The following is a 16,016-nucleotide window of genomic DNA, read 5'->3' as shown; positions in this document are numbered from 1 at the left end:
ATGTGGCTGCGCAGCTATTCAACTTCGCTGTACCTGTTTCTCTACGCGCCGATTGCCTTGATCGTGCTGTTCAGCTTCAACGCCGGGCGCAGTGGCCTGGCGTTCCAGTGCTGTTCGGTGCAATGGTTCGGCACCGCGTTCGGCAACCCGTTCATCATGGAAGCCCTGGGCAACAGCGCGCTGATTGCGCTGAGTTCCGCGGTAATTGCCACGTTGTTCGGCACCCTGGCGGTGTTCGGCTTGCAGCGCTGCGGCGCCAAAGTGCGGATGCTGTTTGATGCCCTGACCTATTGCGCAATCATTGTCCCGGGCATCGTCATCGGCATTTCGACACTGATTGCCTTCATCAGCCTGTTCGACCTGATCAACCCGCTGCTGGCGAGCTGGTTGCCGACAGTGCCGAAATTGAACATGGGCTTCTTCACGGTGATCGCCGCGCATTCGCTGTTCACCATGGCCCTGGTGATGGTCATCGTGCGCAGCCGTGTCGATTCGCTGGACAAGGCCTTGCTCGAAGCCTCGGCGGACCTGTACGCGCCTCCAATGGACACCTTCTGGCGCGTCACCCTGCCGCAGATCAGCCCGGCGATCATGGCCGGGTTCCTGCTGGCGTTCACCTTCAGCTTCGACGATTTCATCATCGCCTTCTTCGTCGCCGGTTCAGAGACGACGCTGCCGATCTACATATTTTCCTCCATCCGCCGCGGCGTGACGCCGGAGATCAACGCGATTTCCACGGTGATCATCTGCGTGTCGCTGGCCCTGCTGTTCACTTCCCGCCATCTGCAAAACCGCCGCACCGGCGTCCAGGAGTCGCACCATGCGTGATCAGCTCTACATCAACGGCGAATGGGTCAGCCCGGACCTGGGCGGCTATCTGGATGTGATCGATCCGGCCACCGAACAGGCCTTCCACCGCGTGGCGGCCGGCACTGAAGAAGACGTCGACCATGCCGTGCGCGCGGCCCGGCGTGCCTTCGACAATGGCTGGAGCCAGACCAGCGGCGCCGAGCGCGGGCAGTGGCTGGAGGCGCTGGCCGATGAGCTGGAAAACGGCCAGCAAGCGCTGGCGGAACTGGAAGTGCGCGACAACGGCAAGCCCTTGCCTGAAGCGCAGTGGGACATTGCTGACGCCATCGGCTGCTTCCGGTACTACGCCGGTTTGGCCCGGGAACTGGATCAACAGCAGGACCAATCGCTGGCCCTGCCGGACGAGCGTTTTCGCTGCCGCATCCGCCACGAGCCGATTGGCGTGGCCGGGCAGATCATTCCCTGGAACTACCCGCTGCTGATGGCCGCGTGGAAGGTCGCGCCAGCCTTGGCCGCCGGGGCCACGGTGGTGTTGAAACCGTCCGAACTGACGCCGCTGACCGCCTTGGAACTGGCGGCCGCCGCCGATCGCATCGGCTTGCCGGCCGGGGTGTTGAACCTGGTCACCGGCCTCGGTGCCGACGCCGGCAGCCCACTCACCGAACACCCTGGGGTGGATAAACTGGCCTTCACCGGCAGCGTGCCCACCGGGGCGAAAATCATGTCGGCGGCGGCACGGGACATCAAGAACATCAGCCTCGAACTGGGCGGTAAATCTGCGTTCATCGTGTTCGATGACGCCGATGTCGAGGCCGCCGTGGAGTGGATACTGTTCGGCATCTTCTGGAACCAGGGCCAGGTGTGCAGCGCCACGTCGCGCCTGCTGGTGCAGGAAACCATCGCCCCGCGCCTGATCGAACGGCTGGTAGAGGAAACGCGCAAGATCAGCATTGGCCCGGGCATGCAGCCCGGCGTGCTGCTCGGGCCGCTGGTCAGCCAGGGCCAGTACGACAAGGTGCTCGGCTTCATCGACCAGGGCCTGGCCAGCGGCGCCCGTCTGCTCACCGGCGGACGGCGCCCGGCGCATCTGGCCAAAGGCTATTTCATGGAACCGGCGATCTTCGACGAGCCGGAGCACAGCAGCATTCTGTGGCGCGAAGAAGTCTTCGGCCCGGTGCTGTGCATCAAACGCTTCAAGACCGAAGAGCAAGCGCTGCAAATGGCCAATGCCAGCCGCTTCGGCCTCGCCGCCGCCGTGATGAGCGCCGACCTGCAACGCACCACGCGCGTGGCCAATCAGTTGCGTGCCGGGATCGTCTGGGTCAACTGCTCACAGCCCACCTTCGTCGAGGCACCGTGGGGCGGCATGAAACACAGCGGGATCGGCCGCGAGTTGGGGCAATGGGGGCTGCACAATTATCTGGAGGTCAAGCAGGTCACCGAGTATATCAGCGACCAGCCTTGGGCCTGGTACATGAAATAGCCCTGCTCACAGATAGCCTTGAATAACCCGACCAATAAGCAACCCCGCTTTCCCATCAAGGATTCGCCGCCTGCGTCGGCAGCACCGCCGTCGCAGGCGTGTAGGGTTCTTTCCAGGCGAACCGATAGGCTTTGGCGGCCATCTCAGGAAGGCACTTGCCGTTGTCGGCGGCGGCACTGACGATGGACCAGTGGGCCCGGGAATCTTCCCCCAGGGCATGGGCCGCTTCGGCATTGAAGCACTGACCCAGCACATCATCGGGCACCAGGGCGTAGGCCTGTGGATGTTCGCGCAACCATTGGGCGGCCTTCTCGACCGAGGAATTGTCCATGCCGAAATGCACCAGCGGCTGGCGCGCGAACAGCCAGTGCCCTTCTTCCCAGTTGACCAATACCAGATCGGCGCCGTGGGTCACGGTCGCTGCCTGCTCCATGATGGCCTGATCAGGATTGGCGCCATCCTTGAGCGGCACGAAGAATCCCCGGGCGAACCACAGCACGAACCAGATCGCGAACAGCGCCGTAAATGCCCGGCGCAAACGCGCACGCCGCCTGTACCAGCGCTTGAGCATCCATGGAATCAGTGGCGCGGCCACCAGCGCCAGGCCTGGCAACGCCGGGTAGATGTACAACTCGCGCTTGCCGCTGCTGAAGCTGAAGCTGAAGAACAGCACGACCAATAGCACCCAGCCGAGCAGCACCAACACCCGGCCATCGCGCTTTTTCAACTGACGGCGCCACGCGGGCACCAGCCATGGCAGCATCAACACCAACGGCAGCCAGTATAGGGCGATGACATGGGTAAAGAAGTACCAGGACGGTTCGCGGTGATGCCACGCCTCGGCATAGCGTCCCGCGGTCTGGCGCAGGAGAATTTCCCGGGCGTAGGCCATTTCATCGGCGCTGCCATGCAGGGCAATCGACAAGCCCAGGGGCAACAACCACACCGCTATGGCGCCGAGCATCACGGCAAGGCCCAGCAACCATTTGCGTGCCCCACCCGGCATGGCCACCACACCCGGCCATTTCCTGAGGACTGCATAGGCATACGGAATCAGCATCAACACCGGCAGAAAACCCACGCCCTTGGTGATCACGCCGACGCCCATGGCCGCGCAACCCACATAGAACCAGCGCCAGGCCGGGCCTGACAGCAGGTGCCGGGCCAGACCGTACAGGCCCAGGGAAGTGAACAGAATCAAAAAGCTGTCGATCTGGCCGCTTTGCAGAATGCTGTAGGTCTGATAGGTCGCCAGGTACAACAGTACCGCGATGCGCCCGGTACGCTGGTTCCACAGCCGGCGCCCCAGGTCATAGACCATGGCCGTGACCATCACCGCCGAAAACAGTCCAGGAATGTACAGCGCGATGCTGGCCTTGCCGGTCAACCAGACACAGAAAGCCACCGCCCACATGAAAATCGGCGGCTTGTCACCGTAGATCTCTGCGGCACGATGGGGGATCAGCCACGAGCCGTGTTGCAGCATTTCCAGGGCGACCCCCAGATAGCGTTCTTCCTCCACGTTCTGCGCCTGACGCCAGCCCAGTCCTGCGCCAATCAATACCAGGGCCAGAAGCATCAAGCCCAGGCATTCAAGCCACGAGGGTAGAGATCTGCGCATGCTTTATTCCTTACCTGGCTGACCCGCCACGGGGTTTGTAGAAGCGGAACAGGCCGATATCCGCTGTCTTGGTGTACTGCCTGGCCCAGTCCGGCCTGACCGTACGATCATGGAAATACAAGGCACCACCGGTGCGATCCGGCAACTGTTTGTTCAGTGCCTTGCGCGCTATTTCCTTGGCCAGCGCATACGGCACTTCTTCCTGGACCGAATCAGGGCGCCCGTCACACCACCAGGAAAACTGGCAACTTTTGCTCTCCGAGCCCTGCTTGACCACGCCGCAGACGGTGTCCGGAAACCCCCCGTGGCCCAAGCGATTCATCACCACATTGGCCACCGCTTCCATATCGACCGAATCCTTGCCTTTGGCTTCCCAATAAATCGACCGCGCCAGACAGGTGATCGCATCGTCCAGTGGCGCGACGCCGGCAGGGTCCACGGCCTGGACTTCGGACTGGGTAATCGCTTCGGCCCCAGGGGCCGGTGCGGGACTGCTGCTCTGCGCGGCCTTTTGCTCAAGCACCTGGGCCTTGTTCTCGGCCGCCTGCTTTTGCTGTTCCTGATCTGCGGCGATTGCGCAGGTGGCAAACAAGATGACGACGAGGCAGGAGGCTATCCAGTCAAGGCGCATGGTCGGGCAAACTCCGAGGCAGTATCGAACCAGTGTAGTAGTGAAATGATTGCACTCCACCCACTACACTTCTGGATAAAATCCGTTGCCTTTGACGGGGCAAATTCGCGCATCATGGGCGCAGTCAGCTCAAGGGGGATTTCCATGCGCTTCATCTCAAACGCTGTGCGTCTGGCCGGGTTATCACTGGGCCTGGTGTTCGCCGCCACCGCTGTGGCGAGCGACGAGTCGCAATTGATCGAGTCGATCAATGTCTACCGCAGTCAACTGCAACGCTGTGCCGGCCAGGTCTCGTCGGAGCTGCCGCCGCTGTCCGCCGATCCTCGCCTGGTGCTGTCCGCCACCAGCGTCGTCAATCTGCAGCAGGCCATGGCCAGCGCGGGTTATCCCATGAAGAACGTGCAGGCGATCAGCCTTACCGGACCACGTGATGCGGCGTCGGCGATGAAGGCGATCCGGGAGAGTTTTTGCCAGATCGTGCTAGACCCGCAATTTGTCGATGTCGGCGTCAGCCGCCAGGACCGTGACTGGCGCATCGTGGTCGCACGCCCGTTATTGAGCGCGCGCCTGGGGGACTGGCAAGCGGAAGGCCAGAAACTGCTGGCCGAACTCAACACCGCCCGCGCGCAGCCGCGCCAGTGCGGCGCACAATCCTTTGCCGCCGCCACGCCACTGACCTGGAACGCCACGCTGGCCAGTGCCGCCGAGACCCACTCGCGGTCCATGGCCAACAATAATTACTTCGATCACAAAGACCGCGACGGGCGCACCCCCGGTGACCGCGCCGAGCTCGCCGGCTACGACTTCCAGCAAATCGCCGAGAACATCGCCGCCGGGCAGGACAGCGCGCGCAAAGTGGTCGAAGGCTGGCTGACCAGCCCCGGGCATTGCGCCAACCTGATGAACCCGCAGATGCGCGACCTGGGCGCGGCGTATGCGACCGATCCGAAAAGCGATGCGGGGATCTACTGGACGGCGATGTTTGGGGCGCAGTGAGGGCAAGGTAAAACCGCGATGCAGTTGTAGGAGCTGCCGCAGGCTGCTCCTACATTGAACAGCAAGGGTTAGTGCGAGCTCATCCCCGCCGCACGCATCAACATGCGCAAAGCCCCCGCCACCACACCCAATGCAACCAGACTGCCCAGCCAGATCAACACCAGCCACCCAAGGCGTTTGTACCAACGCGCAGGTGCCGGTTGCTGCGAATTAATGGTAGCCATCACCGATCCTCACTTTGCCGCGGAAAACGTAGTAGCTCCAGACGGTGTACATCAGGATGATCGGCAGAATGAACAACGCGCCGATCAGGATGAACAACTGGCTGGTAGCCGGTGAAGCCGCTTCCCACAAGCTGATGGACGGCGGCAAGATGTTCGGCCAGATACTGAAGGCCAGGCCGATGTAACCGAGGAACACCAGCATCAGGGTGAAGGCGAACGGCCAATGGGTGTGGCGTTGGCGCAGTGTCTTGAGCAGGCCGAACATCGCCAGCAAGGCCAGCAGCGCCAGGGCACCGAACACCACCAGGTGCGCATGGCCGAACCAGCGCGTGGCGATTTCCGGGTGCAGGATCGGCGTCCACACGCAAATCACTCCGATGACCGCCAGCAGCAGCCAGGCCAGGGGCCGGGTGAACAGGCGCATGCGCGATTCCAGCATGCCCTCGGTCTTGACCAGCAACCAGGTGCTGCCCAGCAGCGCGTAGGCGACGATCAAGCCAACGCCGCAGAACAAGGGAAACGGCGCCAGCCAGTCCCAACTGCCACCGGCGAACTGCCGCTCGACCACTGGGATACCGACAATGTAAGTCCCGATCACCACACCCTGGGAAAACGTCGCCAGCAGCGAACCGCCGATGAACGCCATGTCCCAGATATGACGTTTTTCAGGGCTGGCCTTGAAGCGAAACTCGAAGGCGACGCCACGGAAAATCAGCCCGCACAACATCAGGATCAGTGGCAGGTACAACGCTTCCAGAATCACCGAATAGGCCAGCGGGAACGCGCCATACAGCGCCGCGCCACCCAGCACCAGCCAGGTCTCGTTGCCGTCCCATACAGGGGCGACGGTGTTCATCATCACATCACGCTCTTTCGCATCCGGGATCAGCGGGAACAGAATGCCCAGCCCCAGATCAAAGCCGTCCATGATCACGTACATCATCACGCCGAAGGCGATGATCACGCCCCAGATCAGCGATAGGTCTATACCTTGAATACCCATGTCTCACCTCCTCTTTTTCAGATGACGCTGGTTCAAATGACGCGGGCGTCGGTTTCGAGGGTGTCGGCCGAAAGCGGACGGCGCGGTGTAATCACCTGTTCGTTGTGGCCCTCGGGCCCATGCTCGTGATGGGATTTTGGCCCTTTGGCCACCAGTTTCATCATGTAGCCGATACCCACCGTGAACACCGAGAAATAGATCACCACAAATAGCGCCAACGAGATGCTCAACTGCGTCACGCTGTGATTGGACGCCGCATTCGCGGTTCTTTGCAGGCCATACACCACCCATGGTTGGCGCCCCACTTCCGTGGTGATCCAGCCGGCGAGCATTGCGATCAGGCCGCTTGGGCCCATCCACAACATCAGGCGCAGAAACCAGCGGTTGCGGTAAATCGCGCCACTGCGACGCAAGGCCAGGCCCAGCACGCCGGCCAGCACCATCAACATGCCAAGGCCGGCCATGACGCGGAAGCTCCAGAAGATGATCGTCGCGTTGGGCCGATCTTCTTTCGGGAAGCTCTTGAGTGCCGGAATTTGCTTGTCGAGGCTGTGAGTCAGGATGAGGCTGCCCAGGTACGGAATCTCGATGGCGTATTTGGTTTTCTCGGCCTGCATGTCGGGGATGCCGAACAGCACCAGCGGCGTTGCCTCGCTGCCGTTATTTTCCCAGTGACCTTCAATGGCGGCGATTTTCGCCGGTTGATGTTCCAGGGTGTTCAAGCCATGGGCATCGCCCACCACGGCCTGGATCGGGCAGACGATCAACGCCATCCACAACGCCATGGACAACATCTTGCGCACTTGTTTGGTGTCATTGCCGCGCAGCAGATGCCACGCCGCTGACGAACCGACAAAGAACGCCGTGGCTACGAAGGCGGCGATCGCCATGTGCGCCAGTCGGTACGGGAACGACGGGTTGAACACGATGGCCAGCCAGTCCAGCGGCATGACGCGACCATCGACGATCTCGAAGCCCTGGGGCGTTTGCATCCAGCTGTTGGATGCAAGAATCCAGAAGGTCGAGATCAAGGTGCCGATCGCCACCATGACCGTCGAAAAGAAGTGCAGGCCGCGCCCTACCCGGTTCCAGCCAAACAGCATGACGCCGAGGAATCCGGCTTCGAGGAAGAAAGCGGTGAGCACTTCATAGGTCAGTAACGGTCCGGTAATGCTGCCGGCAAAGTCGGAGAAACGGCTCCAGTTGGTGCCGAACTCGTAGGCCATGACCAGCCCGGAGACCACGCCCATGCCGAAGTTGACGGCGAAGATCTTCGACCAGAAATGGTAAAGATCGCGGTAGGTGTCGTTGTGGGTTTTCAGCCAAAGACCTTCAAGCACCGCCAGGAAACTGGCCAGCCCGATGGTGATGGCGGGAAAGATAATGTGGAACGAAACCGTGAACGCGAATTGCATTCGCGCCAGGTCCAGTGCCTCAAGGTTAAACATGTCGATATCCTCATCGCGGATATAAAGGGGACGAACCTGTAGGAGCCGACCGCAGCAAGCCGGCTCCTACAGTGATTTATGCGGCGGAGGTGGAGATCAGGCTGCTGGCCTTCGCCGGCTCGATCCGGATGGCGACGAATTTGGAGGTCGGGGTGAACGTGCGGTCCCCGTAACTTTCCAGCGGCACCAGCGGGTTGGTTTCCGGGTAGTACGCGGCTGCCTGACCGGCGGGAATGTCGTAGGCAATCAGAGTGAAACCGCTGACCCGACGCTCGCGTTCGTCATCCAACAACGCCACCAGGTCAACTTTCTGCCCCGGCTCTAAACCGAGTCGGCGAATGTCCTGCTCGTTGGCAAATACCACATCACGCATGCCATAAACCCCGCGATAGCGATCGTCCAGGCCGTACAGCGTGGTGTTGTATTGATCGTGGGAGCGCATGGTCTGCAGAATCAGGTGCGGCTTGACCGCCAGGTTGCGCACGCCTTCGCTGATCAAATGTTCCGGCAACACGCTCGAAGTGAATTGCGCTTTGCCGCTCGCGGTTTTCCAGACGCGCTGCGCCGCGTTGTTGGGCATATGGAAACCGCCCGGGTGCAGCAAGCGGGAGTTGAAGTCCTCGAAGCCGGGAATGGTGTCGGCGATCATGTTGCGGATACGCCCGTAATCGCCGATGGCCCAGTTCCAGTCAATCGGGTGCTTGCCCAGTGTCGCTTCCGCGATCCCGGCAATGATGGCCGGCTCGGAAAGCAGGTGCTTCGACTTGGGCTTGAGCTGGCCATGGGAAATATGAATCATGCTGAAGGTGTCTTCCACGGTGACACCCTGGGGACCCTCGGCCTGCACGTCGATATCGGTACGACCCAGGCACGGCAGGATCAGAGCCTCACGCCCTGTCACCAGGTGGCTGCGGTTGAGCTTGGTCGCGATGTGCACGGTCAGGTCGCACTTGCGCAACGCGGCATGGGTGCGCGGGGTGTCGGGGGTGGCCTGGGCGAAGTTGCCACCCAGGGCGATGAACACTTTCGAAAGCCCCTGCTCCATGGCGCCGATCGCCATCACGGTGTTGTGGCCGTGCTCGCGCGGCGGCGTGAACAAAAAGCGTTTCTCCAGGGCATCGAGCAATTCGGTGGGCGCCAGTTCGTTGATGCCCATGGTCCGGTCGCCCTGCACATTACTGTGACCACGCACCGGCGACAGCCCGGCACCCGGGCGACCGACGTTACCGCGCAGCAACATCAGGTTGATGACTTCCTGCAGCGTCGGCACCGAGTGCGTATGTTGGGTCAGGCCCATCGCCCAGCACATGATCACGCGCTTGGCCCGGACGTACATGCGTGCGGCGAGTTCGATGTCGGCCAAGCTCATGCCCGACTGCTGCACGATGTGCTCCCAGGAAGTGGCGTCGACTTCGCCCAGGTAGGCACCCAGCCCCGAGGTGTGTTCGGCGATGAACTCATGGTCGAACACCGGCTCGCCACCGTTGACTTGAGCCTCGCGCTCCCACTGCAAGAGGAACTTGACCATGCCACGCATGACCGCCATGTCACCGCCCAGAGCCGGACGGAAGTAAGCGGTGTTGGTGGGTTCAGAGCCGTTCATCAGCATCTCGACCGGGTGCTGGGGATGCTGGAAGCGCTCTAGTCCGCGCTCCTTGAGCGGGTTGATGCAGATCACCTGGGCTCCGCGTTTCACCGCTTCGCGCAGTGGCTCGAGCATCCGTGGGTGGTTGGTGCCGGGGTTCTGGCCGATGACAAAGATCGCATCGGCGTGCTCCAGGTCGTCAAACACCACAGTGCCTTTACCCACGCCCAGGCTCTCGATCATGCTCACCGCGCTGGCTTCGTGGCACATGTTCGAGCAGTCAGGGAAATTGTTGGTGCCGTAGGCCCGGACGAACAACTGGTAGAGAAATGCCGCTTCATTGCTGGCCCGACCCGAGGTGTAGAACTCGGCCTGATTCGGCGATTCCAGGGCATTGAGATGCCGGGCGATCAGCGCGAACGCTTCATCCCAGGTGGTTTCCACGTAATGATCGGTGGCCGCGTCATAGCGCATGGGATGGGTCAGCCGCCCCTGATACTCCAGCCAGTAGTCGCTTTGCTCGGCAAGCGTGGATACGCTGTATTTGTTGAAGAATGCCGGGTCGACCAAGCGGCCGGTCGCCTCCCAGTTGACGGCCTTGGCGCCGTTCTCGCAGAACTTGACCATACCGTTTTCCGGCGACTCGCCCCAGGCGCAACCGGGGCAATCGAAGCCACCATTCTGGTTGGTCTTGAGCATCGCTCGGATATTCTTCAGGGCGTTTTCACTGCCCAGCCAGTTTTTGGTAACGGCGATCAGCGCGCCCCAACCAGCGGCGGCTCCTTTGTAGGGTTTGTAGCGGTCGACTTGAGACATGGTACTTCTCCGTGACCTGATTCAGGCCATTGATCGTTTGACGGAGAAAAGCATAGGAATGTGCGTGGAATGTTGTCTAATCGCTATTAACGACCATGTTATCGAGGATATCTATCAATGATATTTATAGTTGTATTTCAATAACTTAAATCATATTAGAAGTATATGACTGGCGAAAAAAACTGATCATAGAGCGAATCGATCAGGCAGTTATTATTAGTGATTGGACGACCCTCCAAACTGCACTTAGCCTGCACTCTACAAACCCCCTGCAGGAGCGAGCCGGCTCCGGGCGGCCTTCCGACGATGGACGTTAACGATAACGCGTGCTTGCTGGTTAAACGCGGCGTTCTTAAGTCCATCGCGAACAGGCTCGTTCCTACAAGGATCACAGCGCAACATTCATTCAATGCAAGCGATGCCAAGTGAGGAAATCATGTCAGAGCGAGTCTTGATCGACGGGTTCGCAAGGCGCGTCGACTATCTGCGGATGTCGGTCACCGATCGCTGCGATTTTCGTTGCGTGTATTGCATGGCCGAGGACATGCAGTTCCTGCCGCGCCAACGGATTCTGACCCTGGAGGAGATCTATCAGGCAGCCGAAAGCTTCGTCGCGCTGGGCACCCGCAAGATCCGCCTGACCGGGGGCGAGCCGCTGATCCGTCCAGGCGTGGTCCAACTGTGCCAGAAGATCGCCGCCCTGCCCGGCCTGCGCGAGCTGTGCATGACCACCAACGGCTCGCAGCTGGCCAAGCTGGCCGATCCGTTGTTCGAAGCCGGGGTCAAGCGTCTGAACATCAGCCTCGACTGCCTCGACCCACAGCGCTTTCGCGAACTGACCCGCACCGGTGACCTGGCGCAGGTCATCAAGGGCATCGACACAGCCAACCAGGCAGGCTTTCGCAACACCAAGCTCAACTGCGTGGTGATGAAGGGCCGTAACGACCACGAGATCAATGATCTGGTGAGTTTCGCCATCGACCGCAACCTCGATATTTCCTTTATCGAAGAAATGCCCCTTGGCACCATCAATGAACACAGCCGTGCCGAGTCGTTTTTCTCCAGCGCTCAGGTACGTGATCGGATTGCCGAGCGCTACACTCTGATTGATTCCGCCGAGTCGACCCAAGGCCCTTCACGCTACTGGCGCCTGGCCGAGGCACCGCACATTCGCCTGGGGTTCATTTCGCCCCATAGCCACAACTTCTGCGGCACCTGCAATCGCGTGCGGCTGACCGTGGAAGGTCGCCTGTTGCTCTGCCTGGGCAATGAGCACTCCGTTGACCTGAAGGCGGTCTTGCGCAGCCATCCGGGCGCGCCTGAACATCTGGAAAAAGCCATTATCGAGGCGATGAAACGCAAACCCTATCGACATAATTTCGAGGTGAACGACGATGTTCAGGTGGTTCGCTTCATGAACATGACGGGCGGCTGAAAGACCATGATCGTTAGACCCAAACCCGGCCTGATCGGCGTCCTGACTTCACTCAAGGGGTCGATCGCCAAGCGCATTGCCTGGCGCAGCCTTCTGGTGACGCTGCTCGCCTCGGCCATCGTACTGATCGAAACATTGCATCCAAGCTATTTTTCCAAGGTCAGTGCGACGCCGTTCACCCTGCTGGGGCTGTCGTTGTCGATCTTCATGAGCTTTCGCAACAATGCCTGCTATGACCGCTGGTATGAAGCGCGCAAGGCGTGGGGCGAGGTGATCGTGGATATCCGCTCGATGATTCGTGAAACCCAGATCATCAAGGACACCCGCGAACGACACACCCTCCTGAGCAACCTCTGCGGCTTCGCCCATGCCCTCAACGCCCGGCTGCGCAAGGACAATGAACTGGCCGCCAGCGGCGACTGGCTCGAACCGATGCCCCGGGGCAACACCCACGACGTCAGTGCGCAGATTCTGCTGCAGGTTGGCCAACAGTGCTCGGCGCTCAACGAATCAGGCGTGATCGGCGAATGGCGCTACACGATCATGGCCAACATTCTGACCAGCCTGACCCGCTCCCAGGCCGTTTGCGAACGCATCAAAAACACACCGCTGCCGTTCCCCTACACCCTGTTGCTGCATCGGACCATCTACCTGTTCTGCATCCTGTTGCCATTCGCCATGGCCGAGCCACTGGGCTGGCTGACGCCGATTTTCACCGCGATTGTCAGCTACACCTTTTTCGGCCTGGATGCGATTGCCGATGAACTGGAAGACCCTTTCGGCCGCGATGAAAACGACCTGCCCACCGACGCCATCGTGCGCAACATCGAACGCGACATCCTCGACGCCCTGGGCGTGACGGAGCTACCGCCACAACTGGAACCGGTGGATTATGTGCTCAATTGATAAACCCTGTGAGCGCGTCGATGCGGCGGTCCGCGGCGGCCATAGGGATTGGGTTCAATGAAGATAAAACTGTGGGAGCGAGCCCGCTCGCTCCTACAAGAGATGTATTGCCAATTCAGAACAGTTCGCTGAACGGGATGAACCGCGCCGTATCACCCGCTTGCAATGTGCGGCCTTCCAAAACTTCCACCAGCCCATCCGCCCACGAAGCACCCAACAGCACACCTGAACTCTGGTTTGGATAAAGCACGGCGCGACCGGCCTCAAGCCTGGCCCTGAGGTACTCCCGGCGACTGCCCGGCTTCGGCCAGGCGAAACCGACAGTGACGGGCACGCTCAACGGCTCGACGTCTTCGACACCCTGAATACGCAACAGATAAGCCCGGGCCAACAGGCCGAAGGTCACCAGGGCCGATGTCGGATTACCCGGCAGGCCAATCACCGGCGCATTGCCAAACTGGCCCACGGTCAGCGGTTTGCCGGGTTTGATCGAGAGTTTCCACAGCAGCAGCTTGCCGCATTCACGCAGCACCTGGCCGAGGCAATCGGCGTCCCCGGCGGACACCCCGCCGGTGGTCAGAATCAGGTCGGCCGCGTGCTGCAGTTGCTCGAGCTTTAGTCGGGTCTGCCGAGGGTCGTCAGGAACAATCCCGGCATCGATGACCTCGCATCCCAACGCACTCAACCAATGGCTCAACAAGGTGCGATTGCTGTTGTAGATGCTGCCGGGCTTGAGCGGAGCGCCTGGTTCGACCAGTTCATCACCCGTGGACAGTAATGCCACCCGTGGCCGCCGTACGACCTGCACCTGGGTGCAGCCCTGCGCCGCCGCGACCGCCAACTCGAACGGCCCCAGACGCTGGCCCGCCCGCAACAATACATCCCCGGCGCGGTTCTCCTGGCCTTGCGCACGGATGTTGCAGCCCTCGGTGAGCGGCTGCCTGAAGCTCACGCGTCCGTCATCGAGCACCTCGGTGTTTTCCTGCATCTCCACGCAGTTGGCCCCGCCAGGGACAGGGGCGCCGGTGAAGATGCGCGCGCAGCTCCCGGCTTCCAGGGCCATGGGCGCCTGCCCGGCAAACACTTGCTGCGATACAGGCAAGGGTTGCCCGTCCCAGCCGTCGATATTCAGGGCATAACCGTCCATGGCACTGTTCGGCCACGGCGGCAGATCCAGGCTCGCCACCAGATCGTTGGCCAGCACCCGTTGCCGCGCAGTACTCAGCGACACCGCTTCGCTGTCTTGTAAACGCTGCTCCTGAGCCATCACCAGCAAATGGCTGATGGCGTCCTCCAGCGGCATCAACGCTGAGCCCGTCATCCCCGTGGCCCGCAGGCTTGCACGGACTTGAGGTGGGGAACGAAGTTACAGGGCCGATGCCGGGCGTCCAGTTGTTCGGCGAGAATGCCCTCCCACGCGGTGCGGCAGGCACCCGTGGAACCGGGCAGGCAGCAGACCAGGGTGCCATTGGCCAGCCCGGCCAGGGCCCGGCTCTGCACCGTGGAAGTGCCGATATCGAGGATGGATATCGCGCGGAACAGTTCGCCGAAACCTTCAATCTGTTTGTCCAGCAAACAGGCCACCGCTTCAGGTGTGCTGTCGCGCCCGGTGAAGCCGGTGCCGCCAGTGATCAGCACCACCTGAGTACCCTCATCGGCAATCCAGGTCGCGACCTGCGCACGAATCTTGTACAGGTCGTCCTTGAGCAGGTTACGTTCGCTCAAGGTGTGGCCGGCTTCCAGCAGGCGACTGACCAGCAACTGCCCGGACGTGTCATTGGCATATTCACGGGTATCGCTGACAGTCAGCACGGCAATATTCAAGGGTATAAACAATGCATCCGGTTTAACGCTCATGGAATTCTCCTGAAGGAATTAACTCATTAACATCCAGAGACTAAAGTGCAAGATCAAGCACTGTCTAATCACTCTAACCAACCACACTATCGAGCACGTTTATCAGCACTATTCGGCATTAAACGGCTATATTTCCCTTGCAGTAATCCAGCATGATAGAGCGTATCGATGAGCCTTTAAATACAACCGATTGGACGCTCGACAAAGACAATGAGATCGTCAGCGGGCAAACCTTGTGCCCAGCGCATCTGAGTCAATACTTACCTCTCCTTTCCTCCCTCACCAGGTGCCGTCATGGACATCAAACAACTCAAGTTCCTGATCGCCCTGGAGCAGACACGCCACTTCGGCCAGGCCGCCGCGCGCTGCCATATCACTCAGCCGACCCTGTCGATGCGCCTGCGCAACCTCGAGGATGAACTGGACCTGGTGCTGGTCACCCGCGGCCAGCGCTTCGAGGGTTTTACCGAAGCCGGCGAGCGCGTATTGGCGTGGGCCAAGACCCTGCTGGCCGCCCATGACGGCCTGTTCGCCGAAGCCGCCGCCTGCCGTGGCCAACTGGTCGGCAATCTGCGCCTGGGCCTGGTACCGCTCAGCAGCTTCAACCCGGTCAGCTACATCAAGGGCCTTTCCCACAGCTTCCCCGAGCTCAAGTTCAGCCTGTCCTCGTTGAGTTCCGATCAGATCATCGAGGGCCTGGGCAACAATCAACTGGACCTGGGGGTGTGTTACCTAGACCACGTCAACCCGAACTACTTCGAGTGTTTCGAGATCGGCGAGACCCGCGTCGGTCTTCTCTACGACACCCGGCACTTCCATTTCGAAGGCAGCGAAATGAGCTGGGAAGACGCCGCCGAGTTGCCGCTGGGGATGCTCAGCACGGGCATGCACTATCGCAAATCCATCGACTTGAGTTTCCGCAGTCGCGGGCTCAACCCGCAGCCGATCATGGAAAGCGACTCCACTTACCAGTTGCTCCAGGGCATTCACGAAGGCTTTTGCTGCGCCATCATGCCGCTGGACAGCGGCCTGGAAGAACCCATCGAGCACCTGGCCTTCATCAACTTGCCCGATGCCAGCGTGCTCGCGCCCCTGGGCCTGGTCATGCGCAAGACCGAACCGCGTTCGGCGATTGCCGAAAAATGCTTCGCCGAAGCGCGACTGTTATTTCCATCGAAGAACTGATCAATATTAATATTAA

At 60.7% G+C, this 16,016-nt stretch carries 14 protein-coding genes; 6 read left to right on the top strand and 8 right to left on the bottom strand.

Translation table 11 applies throughout. The features are described from left to right. Entirely contained in the window at positions 1-828 is an 828-nt protein-coding gene (locus KW839_RS07310) for an ABC transporter permease (RefSeq protein WP_060541936.1), read from the top strand. Then, entirely contained in the window at positions 821-2,293 is a 1,473-nt protein-coding gene (locus tag KW839_RS07305; protein WP_218423871.1) for an aldehyde dehydrogenase family protein, read from the top strand. The genes KW839_RS07310 and KW839_RS07305 overlap by 8 nt, the downstream gene beginning before the upstream one ends. Before the next feature lie 55 nt (positions 2,294-2,348). Here the strand turns inward: KW839_RS07305 and KW839_RS07300 are convergent, their stop codons facing one another. Both KW839_RS07300 and KW839_RS07295 read right to left on the bottom strand, forming a co-directional pair. After that, positions 2,349-3,914 (bottom strand): glycosyltransferase family 39 protein, encoded by a 1,566-nt coding sequence (locus tag KW839_RS07300; protein WP_218423870.1) that lies wholly within the window; start codon positions 3,912-3,914, stop codon positions 2,349-2,351. 10 nt (positions 3,915-3,924) lie between these two features. Further along, entirely contained in the window at positions 3,925-4,545 is a 621-nt protein-coding gene (locus KW839_RS07295; RefSeq protein ID WP_218423869.1) for a cell wall hydrolase, read from the bottom strand. A 144-nt stretch (positions 4,546-4,689) separates the two neighbouring features. On the opposite strand from KW839_RS07295, the gene KW839_RS07290 reads away from it, so the two are divergent. Then, positions 4,690-5,541 carry a CAP domain-containing protein gene (locus KW839_RS07290; RefSeq protein ID WP_218423868.1) on the top strand — a complete coding sequence of 284 codons (852 nt, stop codon included), beginning with the start codon at positions 4,690-4,692 and terminating at the stop codon, positions 5,539-5,541. Between the two features lie 68 nt (positions 5,542-5,609). On the opposite strand, the gene KW839_RS07285 is transcribed toward KW839_RS07290, so the two are convergent. The 4 genes from KW839_RS07285 to KW839_RS07270 all read right to left on the bottom strand — a co-directional run bounded on the left by KW839_RS07285 (position 5,610) and on the right by KW839_RS07270 (position 10,617). After that, positions 5,610-5,765: a DUF2474 domain-containing protein gene (locus tag KW839_RS07285; RefSeq protein ID WP_082457542.1), complete on the bottom strand. Its 156-nt coding sequence runs from the start codon at positions 5,763-5,765 to the stop codon at positions 5,610-5,612. Then, positions 5,752-6,768: a cytochrome d ubiquinol oxidase subunit II gene (gene cydB, locus KW839_RS07280; protein ID WP_060541931.1), complete on the bottom strand. Its 1,017-nt coding sequence runs from the start codon at positions 6,766-6,768 to the stop codon at positions 5,752-5,754. Before cydB ends, KW839_RS07285 begins: the two co-directional genes overlap by 14 nt. A 32-nt stretch (positions 6,769-6,800) precedes the next feature. Continuing rightward, a complete protein-coding gene (locus tag KW839_RS07275; protein WP_060541930.1) occupies positions 6,801-8,216 on the bottom strand; it encodes a cytochrome ubiquinol oxidase subunit I in 1,416 nt (471 codons plus the stop codon). A 76-nt stretch (positions 8,217-8,292) separates the two neighbouring features. Beyond that, the gene (locus tag KW839_RS07270; RefSeq protein ID WP_218423867.1) at positions 8,293-10,617 is read right to left on the bottom strand and encodes an FdhF/YdeP family oxidoreductase; all 2,325 of its coding nucleotides are present in this window, start codon (positions 10,615-10,617) and stop codon (positions 8,293-8,295) included. A gap of 436 nt (positions 10,618-11,053) precedes the next feature. Here KW839_RS07270 and moaA point away from each other — a divergent pair, with 436 nt between their 5' ends. Next, complete coding sequence (gene moaA / locus KW839_RS07265; RefSeq protein ID WP_060541944.1) at positions 11,054-12,052, top strand: GTP 3',8-cyclase MoaA; 999 nt, start codon at positions 11,054-11,056, stop codon at positions 12,050-12,052. A 6-nt stretch (positions 12,053-12,058) separates the two neighbouring features. Beyond that, the gene (locus KW839_RS07260) at positions 12,059-12,958 is read left to right on the top strand and encodes a bestrophin family protein (RefSeq protein ID WP_218423866.1); all 900 of its coding nucleotides are present in this window, start codon (positions 12,059-12,061) and stop codon (positions 12,956-12,958) included. Positions 12,959-13,073: 115 nt separating this feature from the next. On the opposite strand, the gene glp is transcribed toward KW839_RS07260, so the two are convergent. Continuing rightward, on the bottom strand, positions 13,074-14,279 hold the full coding sequence (glp, locus tag KW839_RS07255) for a gephyrin-like molybdotransferase Glp (RefSeq protein ID WP_060541956.1): 1,206 nt from the start codon (positions 14,277-14,279) through the stop codon (positions 13,074-13,076). After that, positions 14,276-14,815, bottom strand: a complete 540-nt coding sequence (gene moaB, locus KW839_RS07250; RefSeq protein WP_060541957.1) for a molybdenum cofactor biosynthesis protein B — start codon at positions 14,813-14,815, stop codon at positions 14,276-14,278. Before moaB ends, glp begins: the two co-directional genes overlap by 4 nt. Positions 14,816-15,109: 294 nt before the next feature. On the opposite strand from moaB, the gene KW839_RS07245 reads away from it, so the two are divergent. Continuing rightward, entirely contained in the window at positions 15,110-16,000 is an 891-nt protein-coding gene (locus KW839_RS07245; RefSeq protein ID WP_060541958.1) for a LysR family transcriptional regulator, read from the top strand. The last annotated feature ends 16 nt before the right edge of the window (positions 16,001-16,016 follow it).

The sequence above is a fragment of the Pseudomonas sp. PDM31 genome (assembly GCF_019218965.1).
GTDB lineage: Bacteria > Pseudomonadota > Gammaproteobacteria > Pseudomonadales > Pseudomonadaceae > Aquipseudomonas.
Note: the sequence above shows the minus strand (reverse complement) of the source record. Positions and strands in the feature narration are given on the sequence as shown.